Annotated in this window: 17 protein-coding genes and 1 other RNA gene; 16 read left to right on the plus strand and 2 right to left on the minus strand. The window is 31.3% G+C overall.

The genetic code is table 11. The features are described from left to right. The first annotated feature begins 2 nt into the window (after window positions 1-2). From rlmD to LGK95_RS07900, 9 genes are all read left to right on the plus strand, one after another. The gene (gene rlmD / locus LGK95_RS07860) at window positions 3-1403 is read left to right on the plus strand and encodes a 23S rRNA (uracil(1939)-C(5))-methyltransferase RlmD (protein ID WP_226123873.1); all 1401 of its coding nucleotides are present in this window, start codon (window positions 3-5) and stop codon (window positions 1401-1403) included. Window positions 1404-1587: 184 nt separating this feature from the next. Next, window positions 1588-2835: a hypothetical protein gene (locus tag LGK95_RS07865; protein ID WP_226123875.1), complete on the plus strand. Its 1248-nt coding sequence runs from the start codon at window positions 1588-1590 to the stop codon at window positions 2833-2835. Window positions 2836-3053: 218 nt separating this feature from the next. After that, the gene (locus LGK95_RS07870) at window positions 3054-4463 is read left to right on the plus strand and encodes an alanine/glycine:cation symporter family protein (RefSeq protein ID WP_226123877.1); all 1410 of its coding nucleotides are present in this window, start codon (window positions 3054-3056) and stop codon (window positions 4461-4463) included. A gap of 209 nt (window positions 4464-4672) precedes the next feature. Further along, on the plus strand, window positions 4673-5188 hold the full coding sequence (gene lepB, locus LGK95_RS07875) for a signal peptidase I (protein WP_226123879.1): 516 nt from the start codon (window positions 4673-4675) through the stop codon (window positions 5186-5188). Between the two features lie 485 nt (window positions 5189-5673). Further along, window positions 5674-7602, plus strand: a complete 1929-nt coding sequence (locus tag LGK95_RS07880) for an OPT family oligopeptide transporter (protein WP_226123881.1) — start codon at window positions 5674-5676, stop codon at window positions 7600-7602. A 103-nt stretch (window positions 7603-7705) separates the two neighbouring features. Beyond that, window positions 7706-8059 carry a PqqD family protein gene (locus tag LGK95_RS07885; protein ID WP_226123883.1) on the plus strand — a complete coding sequence of 118 codons (354 nt, stop codon included), beginning with the start codon at window positions 7706-7708 and terminating at the stop codon, window positions 8057-8059. A 119-nt stretch (window positions 8060-8178) separates the two neighbouring features. Beyond that, on the plus strand, window positions 8179-9570 hold the full coding sequence (gene pepV / locus LGK95_RS07890) for a dipeptidase PepV (protein WP_226123885.1): 1392 nt from the start codon (window positions 8179-8181) through the stop codon (window positions 9568-9570). Between the two features lie 237 nt (window positions 9571-9807). After that, on the plus strand, window positions 9808-10896 hold the full coding sequence (locus LGK95_RS07895; protein ID WP_226123887.1) for a dipeptide epimerase: 1089 nt from the start codon (window positions 9808-9810) through the stop codon (window positions 10894-10896). A 127-nt stretch (window positions 10897-11023) separates the two neighbouring features. Beyond that, window positions 11024-13195: a HelD family protein gene (locus tag LGK95_RS07900; protein WP_226123948.1), complete on the plus strand. Its 2172-nt coding sequence runs from the start codon at window positions 11024-11026 to the stop codon at window positions 13193-13195. 93 nt (window positions 13196-13288) lie between these two features. Here the strand turns inward: LGK95_RS07900 and LGK95_RS07905 are convergent, their stop codons facing one another. Both LGK95_RS07905 and LGK95_RS07910 read right to left on the minus strand, forming a co-directional pair. Beyond that, window positions 13289-13654: a DUF4363 family protein gene (locus tag LGK95_RS07905; RefSeq protein WP_226123889.1), complete on the minus strand. Its 366-nt coding sequence runs from the start codon at window positions 13652-13654 to the stop codon at window positions 13289-13291. 21 nt (window positions 13655-13675) lie between these two features. Further along, window positions 13676-14380, minus strand: a complete 705-nt coding sequence (locus LGK95_RS07910) for a DUF421 domain-containing protein (protein ID WP_226123891.1) — start codon at window positions 14378-14380, stop codon at window positions 13676-13678. A 96-nt stretch (window positions 14381-14476) separates the two neighbouring features. Between LGK95_RS07910 and LGK95_RS07915 the strand changes: the two genes are divergently transcribed. The 7 genes from LGK95_RS07915 (at window position 14477) to truA (ending at window position 22376) form a co-directional block, all read left to right on the plus strand. Further along, window positions 14477-16264: a sigma-54-dependent Fis family transcriptional regulator gene (locus LGK95_RS07915; RefSeq protein ID WP_226123893.1), complete on the plus strand. Its 1788-nt coding sequence runs from the start codon at window positions 14477-14479 to the stop codon at window positions 16262-16264. Between the two features lie 204 nt (window positions 16265-16468). After that, on the plus strand, window positions 16469-17824 hold the full coding sequence (locus LGK95_RS07920; protein ID WP_226123894.1) for an L-cysteine desulfidase family protein: 1356 nt from the start codon (window positions 16469-16471) through the stop codon (window positions 17822-17824). Window positions 17825-17929: 105 nt separating this feature from the next. Beyond that, window positions 17930-18118, plus strand: a non-coding RNA gene (ssrS, locus tag LGK95_RS07925) — 6S RNA. A gap of 158 nt (window positions 18119-18276) precedes the next feature. Beyond that, complete coding sequence (locus LGK95_RS07930) at window positions 18277-19080, plus strand: hypothetical protein (protein ID WP_226123895.1); 804 nt, start codon at window positions 18277-18279, stop codon at window positions 19078-19080. Between the two features lie 13 nt (window positions 19081-19093). Then, window positions 19094-20212, plus strand: coding sequence for an ATP-binding protein (locus LGK95_RS07935; RefSeq protein ID WP_226123896.1), 1119 nt, complete (start codon window positions 19094-19096; stop codon window positions 20210-20212). Window positions 20213-20220: 8 nt separating this feature from the next. Continuing rightward, window positions 20221-21582 carry a vWA domain-containing protein gene (locus LGK95_RS07940; RefSeq protein WP_226123897.1) on the plus strand — a complete coding sequence of 454 codons (1362 nt, stop codon included), beginning with the start codon at window positions 20221-20223 and terminating at the stop codon, window positions 21580-21582. Between the two features lie 56 nt (window positions 21583-21638). Continuing rightward, a complete protein-coding gene (gene truA / locus LGK95_RS07945; protein WP_226123898.1) occupies window positions 21639-22376 on the plus strand; it encodes a tRNA pseudouridine(38-40) synthase TruA in 738 nt (245 codons plus the stop codon). The last annotated feature ends 95 nt before the right edge of the window (window positions 22377-22471 follow it).

Here is a 22471-nt window from a genome sequence, read left to right on the forward strand (position 1 = left end):
CAATGAAAAGTAAGAGAATATTTGATGATTATATTATTCCTGTTGAAAAAAACATGGATTATATAATGACTATAGATAATATGGGATATGAGGGTGAAGGAGTAGGTAAGATAGATAACTTTACTGTTTTCGTTGCGGGAGCAATTGTAGGCGAAAAGGTACAAATAAAAATAGTTAAAGTATCTAAAAAATTTGCTTTTGGTAAATTATTAGAAGTGATTGATCCTTCAAAGAGCAGAGTTGAGCCAGTTTGCAGTATATATAAAAACTGTGGAGGTTGCAATATTCAACACATAGATTACAAGGCGCAATTAGATTTTAAAACTAATAGGGTAGTCCAGGTCATAAATAGAATAGGAAAATTGGATGACGTGATAGTGCATCCTACACTAGGAATGGAATCCCCATACAATTATAGAAATAAGGTTCAATTACCTGCAAGTAACAAAAACACAGAAGTGAAAATTGGTTTTTATGCGGCAAGAAGTCACGACATCATAGATATGGAAATATGCCATATTCAAGACTCAGTTGCAGATCTTGTAGTAAAGCTAACAAGGCAATGGATAAAAGAGTTTAATATTGAAAGTTATAATGAGGAAAACCACCAAGGTATTTTAAGACATATTATGATTAGAAAAGGAATTAAAACAGGAGAAGTAATGGTAGTATTAGTTACTAATGGTAAAAACCTTCCCCATAAAGAAGAATTTATAGCATTAATCAGTAAAAAGATTAAAGGGCTCGTAAGTGTTATACAAAATGTTAACAGTGATAAAACAAATGTAATATTAGGACCACTTTGCGTAACGCTTTGGGGAAAAGATTCTATAACTGATTACATAGGGAAATTTAAATTTGAAGTTTCAGCGTTATCATTTTTCCAAGTTAATTCGATTCAAACAGAAGTGTTGTATAGTAAAGCACTAGAGTATGCAAACCTAAATGGTGGAGAAGTGGTCCTGGATGCATATTGTGGTACAGGTACTATATCATTATTTTTATCTCAGAAGGCTAAAAAAGTGTATGGAGTAGAAATAGTGCCAGAAGCTATTGAAAACGCTAAAATAAATGCAAAAGAAAATGATGTACATAATACAGAATTTATAGTAGGAGAAGCAGAAAAGATTATTCCTAGACTTATAGATGATGGAGTACGTGCCGACGTAGTTGTAGTTGACCCTCCAAGAAAGGGTTGTGATAAAACTCTTTTAGAGGCAATTAGTCATATGGGACCTAGAACTATAGTTTATGTTTCTTGTGATCCTGGGACATTAGCTCGGGATTTAGGGATATTAGATGAACTAGGATATAAAACTTTAGAGATTCAGCCAGTAGACATGTTTCCACAGACGGCGCATATTGAATGTGTAGTTAATTTAGTGCGAAAAAATTGTATATAAATATATTATGTGCAATTTAATAACATACAACAGATCATAAAAGATGATAATATACATGGTGATATATTTGAGAAAATGATAATTAAAATGTGTACCCAATTTGGATGCTTGTTAATATGTGGAATAGATATGTTATAATGGAATTATACTATTGGATTATTTTGCGTAAAAAGGGAGTGGTCAAATGCAGAAGGTCGAAGAAATTAAAGTTGGAATAGGTTTTGCCACTGGAAGAAAAAGCTTTCAAAAGGTGCTGAGAACTAACATAAGCAATTGGAAGGAATCCGGTTTAGTAGCAAACAAACGGATTAGTTTAAATATTTTTGTCGCATATGATCTTCATTATAACAAAACCCAAGTAACAGATTACACTAATGTACATCCAGATCTAGTCAAGCAGATTGATAGTAGCAAGTTCATTGGAAGTGTTGCTATTAAAGAAGAAATTGACTATTTAATAAATGAAAATGTTATTAGTTTTGAGGAAACTCAAATGATATTTGGCAAGGGGTATGCAGCTAAGCGTAACGCTGTGCTATATAATGCTATAAAAAACAATATGGATTATCTGGTTTTTCTAGATGACGACGAATACCCAATGGCGGTTACTAATACTCTTGATACTGCTATTTGGGGAGGTCAGTTTGTTCTGTCAGAACATCTTAAAAATATTACTGATGCTGACATTACTCACGGACATCATTGTGGTTATATATCACCAATCCCATATATGGAATTTAATGAAATTATGACCGAAGCAGATTTTCGTTCTTTTATTGAAGCTATCAGCAATGATATAGTTAAGTGGGATAAGTTAAAGGCCATTATGAAAAATGGTGGAATAACTTATGCAGATACAAAAACATTAACTAGTCATGAGGCTGTAGAGGTTGAAGAAGTGAATCATTCAAAATTTATCTCGGGGGCTAATTTGTGTATTAATCTTACAAAACCTGAGCGTATTTTTCCGTTTTATAATCCACCGGGAGCTAGGGGAGAGGATACTTTTTTAAGTACATGCCTAAGCCAGAGAAAGGTATTACGCGTGCCATGTTATACATTCCATGATGGATTTTCTACATACAATCATCTTTTAGAAGGTGTTCTTCCTATAAGGTTAAAGTTTATTAAAGCTGATACGGAAAAAGTTACTACTCGTTTTTACAATGCATGTATAGGCTGGATTCGGTACAAGCCATTACTACTTTATATAACGCATCCAGATCACTATGAGGAAAAAATTAATCAAATGAGGAAGCAATTAAGTGTTACATTACCTAAAATATGCGAATATTTTGGGAAACCTGAATTTATGAACGTGTTAGGAGAACTTGAGAAATACAATAAAAATGTTAAAAAACATTATGGTGAATTTCTTGAAACACAACGTATTTGGGCAAAAATAATGAAGCATTTTGCGCAGCGAGAATAAGAATATAAGAAGCAACTTAATATACATAGAATTATAAAGGCTCCTAGACTAAAAGTTTAGGGGCTTTTCTATACACATATTTGGCTGGACATTTCATATTATAATTAGGAGATATATATTTTTAAAGGAATTTAAATAATTAACTGAAGATTGAGAATTGATAAAATATTCTAAATAGTATATAATTAGGTTTATTATAAAAAAAAGGAGGAGGATTTATGGAGTTATTTGGTAATATGGTCCAGCAAATTGATGGGTGGATATGGGGCATACCACTTATTGCTTTATTATTTGGTACTCATGTTTTTTTAACTTTTAGGCTAAAATTTATTCAACGATACATATTTAAGGCTATAAAGATTTCGGTAACTAAAGATGATTATGGAGAAGGCGATGTAAGTCAATTTAGTGCTTTAACAACAGCTCTTGCGGCTACGATTGGAACAGGAAATATAGTTGGTGTTGCAACAGCAATTGGTCTTGGTGGACCAGGAGCAGTTCTTTGGGTTTGGTTAACAGGAATTTTTGGCATAGCAACAAAATATTCTGAGTCTTTACTATCTGTTAAATATCGTGTAAAAACGAAGGATGGTGAAATGGCAGGTGGCCCTATGTATGTTTTAGAACATGGACTTAAGTCAAAATGGGCTGGAGTATTATTTGCATTATTTACAAGTATTGCAGCTTTTGGAATTGGATGTATGGTACAAGCTAATTCGGTATCATCAATGGTATATGAAACATTTAAAATTCCAACTTGGATTACTGGAGTTGTAATAGCTGCAATGGTAGCTATAGTTATATTAGGTGGAATAAAGAAAATAGCAAAGGTTTGTAATGTTTTAGTTCCATTTATGGCATTGTTCTACGTTCTTGGGTGTATTATACTACTTGTAATGGGATATAAAACTGTTGGAAGTACAATAGTGTTTATAGTTAAGGATGCATTCTCACCTCAGGCCGCCACTGGTGGATTTGCAGGGTCAGGAGTTATGATGGCGATGAGATATGGTGTATCAAGGGGACTTTTCTCAAATGAATCAGGTCTTGGTAGTGCACCTATTGTTGCAGCTGCAGCACAAACAAGGAATCCTGTTAAGCAAGCATTGGTATCTGCAACAGGAACATTTTGGGATACAGTCGTTGTGTGTGCAATGACAGGAATAGTTATTGTGAATTCAGGTTACTGGCAGGAGGGTGTACAGGGGGCTGCTCTTACTAAAGCTGCGTTCTCCGCTATCCCAATTGTAGGACCTATTATTTTAACGGTAGGACTTCTGACATTTGTATTTTCAACTATACTTGGTTGGTCATACTATGGCGAAAAAGCAATTGAATATTTGCTTGGTAAAAAGGCAATTATTCCTTATAGAATACTTTGGGTCATATTTGTTTATATTGGTTCTGTATTCTCGCTTAATCTAGTTTGGAATTTAGCAGATATATTTAATGGACTAATGGCAATTCCAAATCTGATAGCTTTAATATTACTCAGCCCCGTAATTGTTAGTGAAACTAAAAAGTATCTATGGGATGATAACCTTGAAGCAGTAGATAAAGATCTAATAAAAGTAATTGATGATAACGGAAAAGTTATTGATGAACATAAAAAAAATATTCAGTTGTAATTAAATTATATATATATTAATAAAGCCCCCCTGACATTTAAAACATGTTAGGGGTTTTTATGATTCTTCTTCACTATATAACATAAAATAACTAGTTTATTAAAGAAGTGAAAATTTTTCGTTTGTTAACACATAATAAATTTTTAATAGTGATATATTATAGGTATTGTGATAAAATACTAATGTATAAGATTTGAGAGGGGATAATCATGGATTTAGTAAAAAAGATTTTTCAAGATTGGATATTACCTATAATTGCAGCCATTATAATAGCGTTTGTTATAAATAAGCTTATTTTCTTCAATGTCACTGTTCCAACTGGATCTATGTTACCAACCATAAACTTAGGGGATAAAATTCTAGTAACAAGAGTTCATAACAAAAATAACCTTAAACATGGAGATGTAATAGTATTTCATTCAGATGAATTAGGTGAAGATTTAATAAAAAGACTTATTGGATTACCAAATGATGAGGTAGAAATTAAGGCGGACGGATCAGTGTACATAAATAATAAAATAATAACTGAGAGTTACATTGTATATCCAGGTGGTAAAACAGGAAAATTCAAGGTTCCACAAGGTAGTTACTTCTTTATGGGTGACAATAGAATTAACTCATTAGATGCAAGATATTGGGAAAAACCATATATACCTGGTAAAGATATAATGGGTAAAGCAAGAATTATAATTAGTCCTTTTAGTAGATTTGGAAAATTAAAATAATAAAATAGTAGAGTGCAAATGCAAGTTTGTACTCTACTATTTTCATTTTTTTGATATTTGTTTGGAAAAGACTTTATTCTTTCTAAACAAATAAGGATATATCTACTGCATTCAGTTTAGCCTAAGATAAAAAAACCGTTGTAAAGCTTTTCATAACCTAACAAAATATCTGAAAAATATTATCGGTATTTATTGTAGCTTTAGGAAACAGTATATACTTATACAAGTGAGGTTTTAGAAAACGAATTATATTATTAAAATTCTTTCAAATATTGTTAGAATGTGTAGAATGATCTTAATTTATAATGTCAATATGTGAAAAATAGAGTATTTTGTAGGTATTTGAGAAAAAAAACATTACAATATGAAAATTCCGTAAAAAACAACGAATTCTCATATTTAGTTATTTTAAAAGATTATGGTATTATAAATTTAATTAATAAATAATTAATATGTAGTATTTATAATTAAAAGGAGGACATATAATGGAGAAATCTAAAAAACTTTCGCATACAGCTTATGGTGGCATTAAAGGTGAAGATTACTTGCCATTTGTACCGGCCAGTCAAGCAATGCCAGAAATAACAGTCATATCTATAATAATAGGTATGGTATTTGCTATGATATTTGCTGCTGCAAACACTTATCTAGGACTTAAAGTAGGTTTAACTATTTCAGCAGGTATTCCAGGGGCAATTTTAGCTACAGGGGTATTGAAAGGTTTATTTAAGAGAAATAATATATTAGAGGCTAATATGATATCCTCAATTGCGGCCATGGGGGAATCTCTAGCCGCCGGAATTATATTTATACTTCCAGCAATTATTCTTTGGGGTATGGAATTAAAGCTTTCAACTATAGTTGTTGTAACACTACTTGGAGGACTTTTAGGAGTATTCTTTGTTACGCCCCTTAGAAGATTCTTAATAGTTGAAGAACATGGAACTCTTGTGTACCCAGAAAGTATGGCAGCTGCCGAAGTTCTTGTAACTGGTAGTGAAGGTGGAGAAGGACTTAAGACAGTAGCGACAGGACTCTTGGTTGGAGCAATTTATAAGTTATTCTCTGGTGGATTCAAGTTTTGGCTTGAAGAAGCTTCATGGACTATAAAGCCAATGCAAAGTACAATGTTCGGTTTTGATACATTAGCATCTCTTATGGGTGTTGGTTATATAGTTGGTGTTAGAGTTTCACTTTACATGTTTGGAGGTTCTGTAATAGCATGGTTCGGACTTATTCCATTAATAATGTATGTTGGGCAAGGACTACAAACACCATTATTTCCATCAACAGTAGTTATTAGTCAAATGGGAGCATTGGACGTTTGGAGTAAATATATAAGATATATAGGTGCTGGTGCCGTTGCAGCGGGTGGATTTATAAGTCTTGCAAAATCAGCCCCTACAATAATTAGATCTTTCAAATCAGCTATGTCTGGTATTGGAGAAAGTAAATCAGGAGTTCAAAATAGAACGGATATTGATGCACCAATAAGTTGGGTAATAGGTGCGGCAGTATTAGTATTTTTACTTTCTTGGTTATTACCAATAATTAATGTTGGTATAATTGGAGCAATACTTGCAGTTGTATTCTCATTCTTCTTTGCGGTTGTATCAGCTAGAATGGTCGGTATAATTGGAGCATCAAATAACCCAGCTTCTGGAATGACTATAGCTACATTGTTATTTGTAACAGCAGTATTAAAAGTTACAGGTAATGTTGGAGATAAAGGAATGGTTATGGCAGTTATTATAGGTGGCATAGTTTGTGCCGCTATCTGTGTATCAGGTGGTGCTGCGCAAAGTTTAAAAACAACTTATATAATTGGTGGTACACCAAAAAATGTACAAATTGGTATGTATTTAGGAATAATTGCAGCTGCAACAGTTGCAGGAGCTGTACTATTAATGCTTGATAACACATATGGTATAGGGAGTAAAGATGTTGCGGCACCTCAAGCAACGTTAATGTCAATGGTTATTAAAGGTGTAATGACTGGTCAACTTCCATGGGCATTAGTATTAGTAGGAGTAGCAATTGCAATATTTTGTGAACTTTCAGCAATTCCAATACTACCAGTTGCACTTGGAATATATTTACCAATACATTTAAATGCCGCTATCTTATGTGGTGGTATTGTTAGATTATTAGTTGAAAAGAAATTCAAGAAAAACGAAGAAAGACAGAAAACACAAGTGGAAAAAGGTATACTGCTTGCATCAGGACTTGTTGCAGGAGATGCTTTAATGGGTATTGTAGTTGCAGGGGCTGCAACAATAGGACTTGATATGGGATTCGGTGCTAAGTTATTCCCTGCATTAGGTGCAAGCTCGGAATTTTCAACATTAATGTTCTTTGCATTAGGATTATGGATTTACGTATTTGCTACAAAAGTAGATAAAACAACAGTTTAATGTTATAATTAAATATGGTATATATTATTTAATTTATGATTAAAATATAAAAAATATAAGTTAAGAGCCGTTACGGCTCTTAACTGTTTTGTAGGTGGAATGAATGTTAAATAAAAAAAACAAGGATAAATCACAAGAAAATTTTTTGCTTTATAGACCATTAAGAAAGATTGAAGAATGGGAAGTAACTGATGATACAGTAAAATTATTTTTCCGACATGACAAACCAGTGGAAAGATTCATGAGATGGCTTATAAAAAAATCAAAAGTTAGTGATATTAAACTTGATGATAGGGGTTCTATGGTTTGGCAACTTTGCGATGGTACTAGAACTGTCTATGATATAGCTTTAGCCATGGTTGAAAGATTTAATGACACTGAGCAAAATTCTATAGATAGATTGATTATGTTTTTGAGATATTTATCACGACGAGGATGGATAACATTTGAAAAATAAATATAAAAATAATAATATATCATATCTTAATTAGCTAAATGAGTGGAATTACTTTCTTAGTATATTGAACTACCTTAGTGAATTAAGACATTTAAAAAATATTAAGGGAGGGAATGAGTATGAAATTAAATAAATTAATTGATGTTATGAAAGAAGATATTATTGAATCTACACAGGAAATTATAAGAATTAAGAGCACCGAGAGTGAGGCAAAACCTGGAATGCCTTTTGGGGAAGGTGTAGCTAAATCACTAGAATGTGCTTTAAACACTGCAAAACGATTAGGTCTTCATACAGTTAACTTAGATGGCTATGTTGGGTATGCAGAGTACGGACAAGGTGAAGAATATGTTTTAGCCTTAGGTCACTTAGATATAGTTCCCGAGGGAGATGGATGGAATTACCCACCTTATGGTGCAGAAATTCATGATGGAAAAATGTATGGACGTGGAACTACAGATGATAAAGGACCAATAATGGCAACACTTTATGGATTAAAAGCAATTAAGGATGCAAAATTGCCTCTTTCTAAAAGAATTAGAATTTTATTTGGAACTAATGAAGAAACAGGAAGCAAAGAACTTGAACATTACTTAGAAAAAGAAAAACCACCAGTTGCTGGGTTTACACCAGATGCGGACTATCCAATTATAAATGGAGAAAAAGGTATAACTATTTTCAACATTGTAAAAGAGTTTAGTATCAAAAATAAAGGCGAAAAATATATAAAATATATAAAAGGTGGTCAGGCGGCTAACATGGTACCTGATTATTGCGAAGCCGGCATTATAGCTACAAATGCGCAGAGTATTGTTAAAGCATTAGGCATCTTTGTAGAAGAGCATAAATACAAGATTTCGGCAGTAGTTAACAAAAATCTGATAATAATTAAATCTATAGGCGAATCAGCTCATGGAAGTTTACCAGAACTTGGAACAAATGCAATCATGCAACTGCTTTCTTTTATAGGAACTATTGATCTTGGTACAAATGATGTATCAGAATTCATAGAATTTTTAAATAAAAATATAGGTATGGAAACACATGGGGAGTCTTTTGGTGTTTGTCTTGAAGATGAAAATTCAGGAAAATTATCTTTTAATGTTGGAACTATAAATATGGATAGAAATTCTGCAACAGTAACATTAAATTTAAGGTATCCTGTAACAAAAAAATTAGAAGACATGATGAATCCATTTAACGATAAAATTAATGGAACGGGTATTAAAGTAGAAAAGTTTGTTCATCAAGAGCCATTATACTTTTCACCAGATAGTCCAATTATAAAAGCACTTCAAAAGGTTTATACTGAGCAAACCGGAGAAGAAGCTAAATTGGTATCTATAGGTGGGGGAACTTACGCTAAAGAAATGCCTAATATTGTGGCCTTTGGACCAATGTTTCCAGGGGAACCAGATACTATTCATAAACAAAATGAATATATTACAATAGATAATTTAATTAAGAATGCTAAAATATATGCTCACGCATTATATGAACTTGCAAAATAAATAAAACTGAATGATTTTTAGGCCTATATCTTATAATATAAGACATAGGCTTTAGTATTTAAAAGAGTTAAATTGTATGTTATTATTTAGTAACCAAATTATATTATAGCCGTAGAATTAAATTAGATATAGAGGTATAATAAAATTTTATACTACTAGTATAATTCAGAGCATTGTATAAATAAGTTAGGTTGTATAAATACTATAAAAATATAGACTTTTTAGTGGGGGATAATTATGAAAATACAAGATATAAAAATGGGAAAAATTAATACACCTTTGATACATGCATATAAAGTAGGAAAGAAAGTCCTTACATATTCTGATGAGATAGTTATTAAAATGATTACAGATACAGGGGAAATAGGATATGGCAGTGCAGCCCCAACGCCTTTTATAACTGGGGAAACAGAAAATTCTATTATTGGAGCAATAAATTATATTAAACCTGAAATCATAGGTTTGGACATTGATAACCTTGAAGAAATCATGAAAGTGATTCATGATTCTATTCATGGGAATAATAGTGCGAAAGCTGCTATTGATATTGCTATTTATGATTTACTTTGTAAGAAATATGGAATTCCACTATATAAATTTTTAGGTGGATATAAAAATTCATTAACTACAGATATTACGATATCAAATGATACAGTGGAACAAATGGTAGAAAAATCTTTTAAAGCGGTGATGGATGGTTATACTTGTTTAAAAGTAAAGGTTGGAAATCATGTAGAACACGATATAGAGAGAGTAAAGGCAGTGAGGAAAGCCGTAAGGCGTGGCATAAAGATAAGGGTAGATGCTAACCAAGGTTGGAGACCAAAGGAAGCAGTAAAAATTATTAGGAAATTCGAAGACCTGGGCCTCGATATTGAGTTTGTTGAGCAACCAGTTAATTCTTGGGATATAGATGGATTAAAATATGTTACAGACAATGTAGATACAAAGATCCTTGCAGATGAAGCGGTTTTTGGCCCAACAGATGCTTTTAAGATAATTGAAAAAAGAGCTGCTGACCTTATAAACATAAAGCTTATGAAATGTGGAGGAATAAATAATGCCATAAAGATATATAATATGGCAGAAAATATGGGTATAAGATGTATGATGGGATGTATGTTAGAGAGCAGGATAGGAATAACTGCAGCAGCTAGTTTTGCAGCGTCTAAATCTAATTTAATTAAAGCAGATTTAGATACTATGTTGTTTTTTGAGAAAAATGCTATAATAGGTGGAGCATGTATAGAGGGAAATAATATAAGCATTAATGATTCGCCAGGTCTTGGTATTTCGGATGTTATTGGATGGCATGAAGTTTTTTAAACATATGTGATTAAGGCGTATTTAGACAAATATATCGTGTGTCTATTTGTTGAAAATTTAAGTGCGTTTTTAAATAGATTATAATCATAGAAATGGGGCGATAGTTTTGAACGATAATAGAAATGATATGGATACTAGTATGATAGAAGTAGAATTAAAGAAGCAACTAGAATTTAATATAGAGGAAGAAAAATTAAAAAGTATAGTTGAAATCATTAGCGAGGAAATTATAAAATATATTCAAAAGAGAAAAGAAATGACAAAATATATTTTAGAATATAGGAAAAAAGTAATAGAAGACTATAGAGATGATGAAGATATGGTAATTGAATATTTTGATCATGAGATATATGTAAAGGAAGAGGCTTTCAAAACTATTGATAGAAGACTTAAGGAATTAACTGCACTTAAGAGTTCACCTTATTTTGGAAGAATAGATTTTTCTGAAGAAGATTATGGTATTAATGAAATGTATGTAGGGAGATTTGGAGTTACTCCAGAGAATACATATGAACCTTTAATTGTAGATTGGAGGGCACCAGTAGCATCTTTATTTTATACTGGAGCTTTAGGGGAAGCTTATTATGATGCTCCTAAGGAGAAAATACCAGTAAATATTCTAGCTAAAAGGCAGTATATTATAAAAAAAGAAAAGCTTGTGGGCATGTTTGACTCAGCATTAGATATAAAAGATGAGATACTTCAAATGGTTCTTAGTAGTAATGCAGGAGAAAAGCTTAAAGATATAATAATGACTATACAAAAGGAACAAGATGATTTAATAAGACAGCCGAGATCTCAAACTATTGTGGTTGATGGTGTTGCAGGTAGTGGAAAAACTACTATTGCACTTCATAGGGTGGCGTATTTACTTTATAATTATAGAAAAATACTTCAAGATAAGGTTCTTATATTAGGTCCTAATAATGTATTTATAGAATATATATCAACAGTTCTCCCAAGTCTTGGTGAATCAGGTGTTAAGCAGACAACATTTAGAGACTTTGCATTTGATTTTTTAGAGCTTGAGGAAGTAATGACTCTAAAAGAATACATGGAAAAAGTGCTTAGTGGAGAAAAAGAATTTACAGAAGATATAATGTATAAAAATTCTCTGCAATATAAAAAATTTCTTGATGATGAAGTAGAAAAATTAGATAGTGAATATTTTACAATAGAAGATTTATTCTTTATGAATGAGTTAGTTTTATCTAAGGAAGACATAACTAAAATGTTTCGTGTTCATTATAAAACTATGCCTTTATTTAGGCGAAGTAAGAAAATTAAAAGAATTATTTATTCGAAAATCAGCAATGCTAGAGATGAAAAAGTTAGGCTTATACAAAAGGAATATGATAAAACTGTGTTTGCTTTATCTAAAGAAGAACAGGAGCTTAAAGTAAATGACTTAGATTTTAATAGAAGACTTAAGATTAGAGAAGTTATTAAAGAAGTACTAGATTTAAAGAAAAAACTTACCTGGATTGAAAATGGAAACTGTGTTGATTTGTATAACAAAATTAATGGTTATAAAAAATTAACTGAAAATGATTTAGGTGGTATCTTATACTTTAAAATTAAATTAGAAGGTATAAAGATGTCTAAAGAAATAAAACATGTAGTAATAGATGAAGCTCAGGATTACAATCAACTTCAATTCTTAGTAGTAAAGGAATTAACAAAATGTAATTCATTTACTATAGTCGGAGATAGCAATCAAAGACTAATACCATTTGAGGGCGATATACCTATGCATGACTTAAAAAATATACTTCCGAATCTAAATGTACAGGAGTTTAGCCTAAATACAAGCTATAGATCTACTAAGGAAATAATGGAGTATGCTAATAAATACCTAAATGCAGAGCCTATTGTTCCTATAGTGAGAAATGGTGAAATGGTAAAAGAGAAATTAGTTACTGATGAGGATGAACTTAAACAATTTATACTTCAAAAAGTTAGCGACTTTAAAATTAAAACTTATGAAAATATTGCAATAATCTGCAAAGATATAAAAGAAACAGAAAAGATATTTGAGTTAATTAAGGAAGCATTAAGTGTTAAGATCATAGATAGAGAAGATGCAGTATATCACAGCGGAGTAGTGGTGCTTCCGTCATATTTTGCTAAGGGACTTGAGTTTGATGCAGTTATCATGGTGTTAAATCAGCCTAGTGATATTGGTGAGCACAAAACGGATGTGCTACAGAATAAATATAAGCAAGAAGATAAACTTAGGTATGTGATGGCAACTAGAGCATTACACGAACTCTATGTTATTAAAAAAAGTTCGTTTTAAAACTTAAAAAATGATTAGATGTAATATTAATAAACAATATTATATCTAATCATTTTTTTATAGTATGCTATAACTTATACGAATTCATCTGTACTATGTTATTAGATCATTCCAATTTTCAACGATTTCATTTAATTCAATTAAGGTACTACTTTTATCTTTACTGTCTATGGATCCTTTGAGTCTAGCAAGGTTTAAATTTATATCCAATATCTCATCTGTTTCTACGCTATATTGAATTCGAGGTATAATTTTCTTCCAGGCAGAATCAATATTAGTTAGATCTGTCTGAAGTTTATCCCAATTTTCTACTTTTGCATCTTGCATAGATATATTTACAAAAGCAAATACATCTTCTGAAGAATTGTGAGGTTTTTTTAAATAATTACCCCCTAGCATTATTAATATAAAGGCTGTTAATGTAACTATTGGTATAATGTATGATATAAATTTTTTCATATGGAAAGCAACCCCTTTATATTATTTGTTTTTTTCTTTTATATGATCTTTATAAAAATCTACATGTAAGCCACTATTTGCATTGTATATGGCTAAAAACACTTCAGAAATATCATTAATACTTTGCTTTTTTAATTTGTTAATTAACCATCTTTCATTTCTGTTAATGCTTATTAAGTTCTTTTGAATAATAGATCCATCGTAAATTACTTCATAATCAATACTTGCGGCTGTGGTTTTAATATTAAGATCCTTTGGTGTAACTGGATCACATTCAGTCTTTTTTAAGATAGATAATGTACCATCTTTTTCAAGTACTGCATAAGCTATTTGATCTAAGTCAAAAATACCTTTATCTCTTAACTGAGCTAAAAGGTCACTTATTGTATAACGATAAGTTTTCATAGATTGCTCAAGTATTTTTCCGTTTGTAATAACAATAGTTGGCTTACCATCCAAAAATTCTTCTGCAGTTTTTGATTTAACAGTTATTAATTGAAGGATAAGACACAAGGTAGCCCAGGTAAATAATCCCACCCAGTGAGGCCATGCTCTACTAGTTAAATCTGTAGTAAGAGTGGATGCAGTGGAGCCAATAGTAATGCCAACTACGTAATCAAAAAAAGTTAACTGACTAACTTGCTGCTTACCAAGAACACGAGTAAATATTAATAAGGTAAAAAATCCGATTACACCTCTAACGAGTACTATTAAACCTTCATTCACTGTCACCATCTCCGTTCAATGTTATTTTAACCAAATTTATTATATATATGTTATAATAATTACAATTTCACGTAAAAAATCAAAAGGATGATAAGTATGGATTTGATAAAAATTGTTTCAAATGTACAGAAGACTTCTGAGGCAATATCAAGCGTTATAGGAGTAGATGTTACTGTTGTAGATAATAATTATAATAGAATAGCAGGTACAGGAAGGTATAGAAAATGCATTGGAGAAAAAGTAAATGAAAAATCTGCTTTTGGATTTGCTTTAACGCAGGGAGAAAACTTTATCATTGAAAATCCTAGAAAACATTTTGCGTGTTTAAAATGTGAAAATGCTTACACTTGCAAGGAATTTGCAGAGGTTTGTTGTCCGATTCATGTAGGTAATGACACGGTTGGAGTTATTGGGCTTATTGCTTTTGATGAAGAGCAACGTATGGCTATTATAAACAATGAAGTCAACCTAATGAATTTTTTAAATAGAATGGCCGATTTAATTACATCAAAGCTATTAGAACAAGAAAATACAGAGCAAATAAAGCTTTTGGCACGTGAGTTAGAAATAGTTCTTGATTCTGTAGATAGAGGTATTGTGGCTGCGGATCGCACGGGGAATATTTTTCATTATAATACAAAAGCAGCAGAGATATTCAAGCTTCATGGAAACGAAATTCAAACTACCAATGTAAAAGATCTTATTGGTAGTTTGAATTTTAAACATCTTATTGAAAAGCATAAGAATTTGGAAAATCAGGAATTTACTTATACTGGTAGTAAACATCACTTCAGAGGTATTTTTGATGCAAAGCCTATTAGCATTGGAGTTAAAAGCTTTGGTATTGTATGTGCGTTTAGTAACATCTCCGATCTGTTAAAAACAGTAAATAATATTACCACAGGAACTATCGTTACTTCCTTTGACAGTATTATAGGTAGTAGTAACTGTTTAGAACAAGTTAAAGTAGAAGCAAAAAAAGCTTCGAAATCAACTTCTACGGTATTGATTCTGGGAGAAAGTGGAACGGGAAAAGAACTATTTGCACGGGCTGTTCACTTTCATAGTAATAGAGCTGAGGGACCATTTATTCCAATAAATTGTGCAGCTATTCCAGAGCAATTGTTAGAAAGTGAGTTTTTTGGATATGAAGATGGTGCTTTTACAGGAGCAAGAAAAGGTGGCAAGTCAGGGAAATTTGAATTAGCAAATAAGGGAACAATATTTTTGGACGAAATTGGAGATATGCCTATTCATCTTCAAACTAAACTATTAAGGGTAGTACAGGAATACGCTATTGAGAAGATTGGTGGAAAAGAACCCATTCATATAGATGTAAGAATTATTGCGGCTACTAATAAAGATTTAGAAAAAAAAGTATTAGAAGGAGAGTTTAGGCAAGATTTATTTTATAGATTAAATGTAATTCCCCTAAATATACCTCCTTTAAGAGATAGAAAAGATGATATAGTAATTCTTGTGAATTATTTTTTAGACAAATATAATTCTAAGCTACAAAAGCATATAAATAAAATAGATGATGTTTCTCTTGAGATTTTTATGAATTATCTATGGCCAGGCAATATACGTGAACTTGAAAATACCATAGAATATGCTGTGAATATGTGCAGTAGTGGTGTTATAAAATGTGTGGATTTACCTAATAGGTTAAAAATTTCAGAAAATACGGTAAAGAGTTATAAAAATGTAGAGATTACACCTATTAAGGAACTGGAGAAAAGAGAAATTGAAAAGGCTCTAGAATATTTTGGACATAGCAAACAGGTAATTACAAAGGCTGCTGAGGCTTTAATGTTAAGTCGAGCAACATTATATAGAAAAATAAAGGAATATGGAATAAAACAGTCTCATACTGAGAATTAAATCTCAGTATGAGACTGTTTTTCTTTAATTATTATCATTTTGAGAAAAAAAGCATTGAAAGGGATATTTTCGGTACGATTTTATTGGCATGAAAATTGCTTTAATATGTATTAAGCATCTTCAAATAATATTCATAGGAACTACATAAGTTTTTGATATATTTTATTTCAGATGACTTAGAATAATTCATATAGGAGTGATTTCATGAAATTAAGAAATCTTATAATTAAAACACTAAAGGAAGAAGTTGTTCCTGCCATGGGATGTACTGAGCCAGTAGCTGTTGCTCTTGCATGTGCAAAGGCTAAAGAATTAATAAGTTTTAATTATATTGAAAAAGCAGAAATATATGTTAGCCCTAATATATATAAAAATGGATTGTCCGTTGGGATACCAAATACACAGGAAGTTGGGCTTTATATTGCAGCTGCCTTGGGTTTTATAGGTGGAGAAAGTAAAAAGGATTTAAGGGTACTTGAGGGAATTAACGAAACGCAAGTAAAACTTGCAAAAGAGCTTTTACATAGCAATATTTTAACATTAGATATCAAAGATACTGAGGATAAGGTCTACGTAGAAGTAAATATTGTAACGGATAAAGGCAATTGTAATGTAATTATAAGCGGAAAACATAATAGATTTGTTTATATTGAAAGATTAGGAGAAGTTATTATAGATCTGAGAAAAGAAGATCTGAGAAGTATTAATGGGAAAAACAGTTTTTATGATTTGAGAATAAGGGAGATAATAAAGGAAATTGAGAAAATCCCTCACAAAGATATTGCTTTTATGTTAGAGGGAATAGTAATGAATGAAACTATAGCTAAGGTTGGATTAAAAGAAAAAATGGGCATGGGCGTAGGGTTTGCTCTTAAAAAAAGTATACAGCAAGGGATTCTTTCAGAGGACTTAATGATTTCTTCAATGATGTTAACTGCAGCTGCTAGTGATGCGAGAATGGCAGGGAGAAATTTATCTGTTATGAGCAGTAATGGGAGTGGAAACAACGGAATTACAGCAATTTTGCCATTAGTAGCATATAAAAATATATTTAATGTTAATGATGAGGAATTAGCTAAAGCGGTGGCAATAAGCCATATTATGAACTGTTATATAAAGCATTACATAGGTAGGTTATCTGCATTGTGTGCTTGTGGTGTTGCAGCTGGAACTGGAGCAGGGATAGCTTTAGCGTGGTTAATGGGTGCTAGTTATGAACAAATAGATGGAGTTATAAAGAATACCATTGCAAACACCAGTGGTATGATATGTGATGGAGCAAAGGAAGGATGTGCAATAAAGCTTTCAACCTCAGCATCAGTGGCTGTGCAATCCGCAGTTTTAGCTATAAATAATTCTATTGTATGTGTTAGAAATGGAATAGTTGCAGAAACTGCAGAAGATACAATTAAGAATTTAGGAGTTTTATCTTTAGAAGGAATGAGTATTGCAGATACTGTTATATTAAATACCATGAAAAAAATGCAAAGAGAATGTGATGATGCAAAATCAGAAAAAAATATAGTAGGTCACTCAAAAAAAGAAGGCATTATTGCCTAGTATAATTATTTTGAAAAATCATCAAAATACTATTGAATTTTATTTTAATTCTGATATAATAAAGTTAACAAAAGGAAATTAAACGTATTCAAAGTTTTTAAATTTGTATTTCTGAGATATTCGTGAAGCTCTTATTTTCAACCTACAATATTTATACGGGAGTTCAAGATCTAGATGTGGATTTGGCTTATAAGACCAGTGTTAAATTGGCAAGGACTGTTAAACATCTCTGAGGACACCCACCTATCATAAAGATAGGTGTAAAAATTAGGGCAACGGTATTTTGGATTATAAATCTTAAAATTTTGATCAATTTATGAAAGAGATAGAAATATCTCTTTTTTTTATTTGCTCTAAATTATAGTTTTCTTTTTTATGATATAATTAGTATAAATATATAAGGCATCTACAAGTTATTTGAGGGATGATGTCTGGTAATGAGGTGTACTTTTATGAAAGAAGATAAAATTCTTGAGATGATAAAGAATAACCCAATTGTTATAAAAAACATAGAAAACCCCAGTAATGAAATGAAACTTATGGCTATAAAAAAAAATGGGATAATGTTACGTTATATTCAAAATCCTACTGATGAAATGAAGGATTTGGCTATAAAAAGCAATTCGATGTCAATTGAGTTTATAGAAAATCCAACTTATGATATGAAAAAATATGTTGTGGCAAAGCTTTGGAATACTTTAGAATTTATTAAAGAGCCATGTGAAGAATTAATAAAGATAGGGATCCAGCAAAAAGGCTACGCAATAAAATACTCTAGAAGTCCGAGTGTTCTACTTCAAAGATTAGCTGTAGAAAAAGATTACGACTCTATAAAATACATAGATAACCCAAGTGAAGAAATTCAAATAATGGCTATAAAAATAAATTATGATGCACTACGATATATAAAAAAAGCAACCATAAATGCAGAAATATTAGCAATACGCGAAAATGAAGCTGCAATAAAGTTCATTATAAATATAGATGAAGATAAAAAAATATTGTTTTTAAAGCATAATGCATTGGTAATAAAGTATTTTAATAATGAATTACCCAGGGATGCTGTAGAGGCGGCATTTAGAGAGGTATTATCTAAAGACGAGATTACTGAAAAATATGTTAGAGATTTTATAAATTGTGAAAGTATAAACGAGAAAAACGGCAATATATCTATGGATAAAATAATCTTTATTTATAAATATGGTAGTAGAACCTGTAAAAAAATAGCAGTTGATGAAAAACTTAATATGATGTAAAAGGGGATAAATTATGAATTTTAAGGATACCGTTCAAAGCGTAGAGCTTGTTATTGAAACGGATGAAGTACCTTTAATTGTAGGGGAAAGTGGGATAGGTAAAACAGCCTTAGCTAAAACACTGGCAAAACGCAAAGGTTGGAGCTTAGTTATTATAGACGGAAACCTTCTAAAAGAAGGGGAAATAGGTGGTCTTCCAACAATTGAAGATTATAGCTTTAAAGATGCGAGTGGCAAGGATGTTCGTGTTAAAAATACTGTTTACGCTGTTCACACAAAACTACAAGAAATTAATAGTCTAATAAATGATGGTCAAGAGGTATTTCTATTTATTGATGAAATAAACCGTTGTGAGCATACGGTTCAGCAAGAGCTTATGAATCTTATATTAAACAGAGAGATTAATGGTTATAAGCTAAATAAAGAGGTTAAGATACTCGCTGCAATGAATCCTTCTAGCAAATATGGAGATGATTTTGATTATCAAGTAGTTGATATGGATGCAGCACAAGAAAATAGATTTGTTTTGCTACATATGGAATGTGATTCATTAGCTTGGATTTCATGGGCTTCTGAAAATAAATTAGAACAAAAAGTTATAGAATTTATATCTACTTTTCCAGAATATTTACTTAGTAATCCAAAAGATGATCAAATAAGAGCAACTCCTAGAAGTTATGAGCGGGTTTCTAAAAGCTATAGTATATATAAGGAAAACAAAGCTACAATTGCTAAAAGAATATTCTTAAACATTCTAAAAGGTAACTTAGGTAATCAAATTGCCGGAGAGTTTATGGCATTTGCACAGGAAGATAATAAACCTCTAATTTCTTATGATGATGTTTTTACAGGCGTTAAATTATCTCTTGAGGTAATTGCAGAAGTTAAGAAGGAAAGCCATACTAGGTTATATTTGATTGCAAAAAATATTTTAAATATTTTAAATAAAAAAGAAGTTTTTAATAGTGATATAGAAAGACTTGTAGAATTCTTGAGGTTATACCCAGTGGACTTAGGTATGGGAGTTATGCAGGAAATTAAAGAAAACAATGCTAGCGTTTATAAGTTATGTTTGGAAAATGAAGCTTTCGTCGAAATGTATTTTAAAACCTACAATGAAATAAAAGGTTAGGTGAAATTATGGGGAAAAATTTTGAAAGTCTCAAAAATTCGCTTTATGATGAGATTTCTAATGTGGTAAGTATAAAAAATATGCCAACCAATTTTAAAGAGGATTTTATGCAACTTGTTAGCATGGTTAATTTTATGCTTATAGAAGATAATGAAAACTTTTATGGCTATTTTCTTCTTCAAATGTCTAGAGAAATAAAATATGATATAAGCGCGCCTACAGCTGTAAACTTTAAATTATCTAGGTATGTTATTTACTTTAATCCATATATATTCTTAAATCTAAGTGGCGATCAGATGAAAAGCACTATTAAACATGAGATATATCACATATTATCTTCCCACTTAAACCGCGCACGGGGTCTCAAAACTAAATATAGTACATTGGCTATTAATATGGCCATGGACATAGTAGTAAATCAATATCTGAATTATTTACCACCATATGCTACAACAATAGACAGTATAAATTTTAAGTATAGTTTAAAGTTACAACCTTATATGTCTATGGAATCCTATGCAGCTGAAATTCAAGAATCATTAAATCTGTTAGAGGAAGATGAGAATGAAGAGGATGACTCTAAGGAGAAGCATATAGAAAAAGAATATGATGTATCTAAAACTCACGATTTATGGGAAGAATCCATAGAGGGAGACGAGGAAACTCTTAAAAATTTTACTAAAAAATTTGCAGCACTTTCAGAAAAAGGAAAAGTTCCTCTTTATTTAGAGAAGACCCTCAAGGGACTGAAGGGTAACAAAGGTGAAATTCCTTGGAATCTATATCTAAAAAAGATTATGGGAACATTAGAAAGTGATAAAAAAAAGACCGTAGCAAGGAGAAGTAGACGTCAACCTAATAGATTAGATTTAAGAGGAGAACTTAGGGGACATACAGCTAGAATTACCTTGGCTATAGATATAAGTGGTAGCATAAGTGATGAGGAGTTTCAGGGAGCAATAAAAGAAGTTTTTAATATTGTAAAAACTTATAAACACGAAATAACTCTTATTGAATGTGATACAGAGATAAGGCAGGTATATAAGGTCAAATCTATTAACAGTGTACGGGAGAGGTGTAATAGTCGCGGTGGTACAAAATTTGAACCAGTGTTTAAGTATGTAAATAATACGGATACCAACATACTAATATATTTTACAGATGGAAAAGGTGAAGAAGAACTGGACGTAATGCCAAAAGGATATAAAACTTTGTGGGTTATATCAGGACGTGGTGATAAACTCTCATTGAAGGAACCTTTTGGAATAGTTAAAAAGCTAAAACCTGTAGAGATAAAAGAGGATACGCAGGAAAGGTTAGATGTAATGGTTGACGGCTTTTCCATGAACAGTCAGGAACCAATATATTAATTATGTTGGTGGGGAAAAAGTTGATGAATAATTAAATAAATTAAAGGTGGATATATATGAGAAATTTAAAAACGATATTAGAATATGATGGAAGCAGATATAAAGGATGGCAAAAACAAGCCGATAACGATTTAACAGTTCAAGGAAAAATAGAAAGTTCATTATCTAAAATGGCAGGGGAACGTATAGAGGTTGCAGGTTGTGAAAGGACAGACGTAGGAGTACATGCTGAAAATTATACGGCTAATTTCCATACAGATTGTGATCTAAGTATAGATGCTATTATGGATTATCTATATGAATCTTTACCGGATGATATTGTAGTTAAATCAATGGTGGAAGCAAGTGAAAGATTCCATGTAGGATATAACATAAAATCAATAACTTATGTATATAAAATAAGCAATAGTGAACAAAGAAATGTGTTCAATAGAAAATATGTTTACAACTCTGAAATGAAACTTAACATAGACGAAATGAGGATTACCGCAGAATCTCTAGTTGGGACTCATGATTTTCAGTATTTAGCGACAGTATCTCCTAATACTAAATCTACTGTTAAAACTATTAATTATATAAATATAACAGAAGAAAATAATATAATTGAAATAGAAATTAATGCAGATGATTTCTTATGGAATATGGTAAGGATTATTATGGGAAGCCTTTTAGAAGTAGGTAAAGGGAAAATTAATGCTATGGATATAGAGAAATTATTAACTGAAACAACGGCATCAGCATATATTCCTATGGCTAAAGCAAAAGGACTAGCATTAAGAGGCGTAGAATACTAAAAATGAAGTAGTGAGTGTATTCTCCTTCGTGCCTTGCAAAAGAACTCAAAACGGGAGATTCCATTAAGTAATTCTAATCTTTTACTCATATTAAA

The sequence above is a fragment of the Clostridium algoriphilum genome, from assembly GCF_020443705.1.
GTDB lineage: Bacteria > Bacillota > Clostridia > Clostridiales > Clostridiaceae > Clostridium_AD > Clostridium_AD algoriphilum.

Coding starts and splice junctions, on each gene's coding strand:
- LGK95_RS07880 (WP_226123881.1), top strand. CDS start 5,674: ATGGAGAAATCTAAAAAACTTTCGCATACAGCTTATGGTGGCATTAAA.
- LGK95_RS07885 (WP_226123883.1), top strand. CDS start 7,706: ATGTTAAATAAAAAAAACAAGGATAAATCACAAGAAAATTTTTTGCTT.
- LGK95_RS07930 (WP_226123895.1), top strand. CDS start 18,277: ATGAAAGAAGATAAAATTCTTGAGATGATAAAGAATAACCCAATTGTT.
- LGK95_RS07865 (WP_226123875.1), top strand. CDS start 1,588: ATGCAGAAGGTCGAAGAAATTAAAGTTGGAATAGGTTTTGCCACTGGA.
- LGK95_RS07935 (WP_226123896.1), top strand. CDS start 19,094: ATGAATTTTAAGGATACCGTTCAAAGCGTAGAGCTTGTTATTGAAACG.
- lepB (WP_226123879.1), top strand. CDS start 4,673: ATGGATTTAGTAAAAAAGATTTTTCAAGATTGGATATTACCTATAATT.
- LGK95_RS07870 (WP_226123877.1), top strand. CDS start 3,054: ATGGAGTTATTTGGTAATATGGTCCAGCAAATTGATGGGTGGATATGG.
- LGK95_RS07905 (WP_226123889.1), bottom strand. CDS start 13,654: ATGAAAAAATTTATATCATACATTATACCAATAGTTACATTAACAGCC.
- LGK95_RS07920 (WP_226123894.1), top strand. CDS start 16,469: ATGAAATTAAGAAATCTTATAATTAAAACACTAAAGGAAGAAGTTGTT.
- truA (WP_226123898.1), top strand. CDS start 21,639: ATGAGAAATTTAAAAACGATATTAGAATATGATGGAAGCAGATATAAA.
- LGK95_RS07915 (WP_226123893.1), top strand. CDS start 14,477: ATGGATTTGATAAAAATTGTTTCAAATGTACAGAAGACTTCTGAGGCA.
- LGK95_RS07900 (WP_226123948.1), top strand. CDS start 11,024: ATGGATACTAGTATGATAGAAGTAGAATTAAAGAAGCAACTAGAATTT.
- LGK95_RS07940 (WP_226123897.1), top strand. CDS start 20,221: ATGGGGAAAAATTTTGAAAGTCTCAAAAATTCGCTTTATGATGAGATT.
- rlmD (WP_226123873.1), top strand. CDS start 3: ATGAAAAGTAAGAGAATATTTGATGATTATATTATTCCTGTTGAAAAA.
- pepV (WP_226123885.1), top strand. CDS start 8,179: ATGAAATTAAATAAATTAATTGATGTTATGAAAGAAGATATTATTGAA.
- LGK95_RS07895 (WP_226123887.1), top strand. CDS start 9,808: ATGAAAATACAAGATATAAAAATGGGAAAAATTAATACACCTTTGATA.